This window comes from Flavobacterium sp. DW-iso2 (assembly GCF_058725285.1).
This window is the reverse complement of record NZ_JBZXDY010000080.1, coordinates 1-766: the sequence shown is the minus strand read 5'-3', so window position 1 is coordinate 766 and position 766 is coordinate 1. Positions and strand designations below refer to the sequence as shown.

Sequence of the window (766 nt, the reverse complement as noted above, 5' to 3'; positions counted from 1 at the left end):
AATGACCAAACACTTTTAGAGATAGACGTGAATTGATTTATAATGTGGGCACGAGCGGGACGCTCGCGCTAGCGGGGAAAGCGATTACATGAAAGATTTACCTGGTAATGCTGATCTTGTTAACAATTGGGAGTATAACTATCGAGGAGGTGTTTTAGCACAATGGATTTTACAACATCAATATGGATACAAACCATTCAATGATTATTTGACTTATATTATAAAAATGAAGAGAACATGGAAAAAATAAAAAAAACGGTTAATCATCCTTTTTTTGCAACAATTATTTCATTATGTATAATGTTTTTTTGTTGGATATTAATATTGATTGCAAATCATCGTACAATAAAGTTGGATCCAATAATTAGAGATGTAATTATTCCATTTTTTATTTTTATAGTTATCGCGAACCTATTACTATCTTACTTTTTTTATTATTTGAATAAAAAGTTAAGAATATTGCTTTATTTTCTAATTTTTTTCTTCCTTGTTTGGGCTGTTTTATTTTTTATGTCTAACTACACGAGTCATAGAAGTCAAAATAAGATACCAGATAATATGGAGGGTTTATCGGAGTGGATTACTTCAATGATTATTTTTTTTATTATAATTAATTTATTATCAAATTTTTTAACATTGTTAATATATTATTTAAAAATAAAGTATTTTAAAAGTAAAACCCGATAGCTCCCCTGCTGGCTTGAGCGTATGCTAGCGCGAGCGTCTCGCTCGTGCCCACAAAGTAAACACAATATTAATTAAATGA

At 29.2% G+C, this 766-nt stretch carries 1 protein-coding gene; it reads left to right on the top strand.

The genetic code is table 11. From position 1 onward, the window contains the following. Positions 1-88: 88 nt before the first annotated feature. Positions 89-250: a hypothetical protein gene (locus AC4PRO_RS18190; protein WP_492118401.1), complete on the top strand. Its 162-nt coding sequence runs from the start codon at positions 89-91 to the stop codon at positions 248-250. Positions 251-766 lie beyond the last annotated feature (516 nt).

Bases quoted from the DNA above. Each gene is read 5' to 3' on its own strand.
- AC4PRO_RS18190 (WP_492118401.1), top strand. From the start codon at position 89: ATGAAAGATTTACCTGGTAATGCTGATCTTGTTAACAATTGGGAGTAT.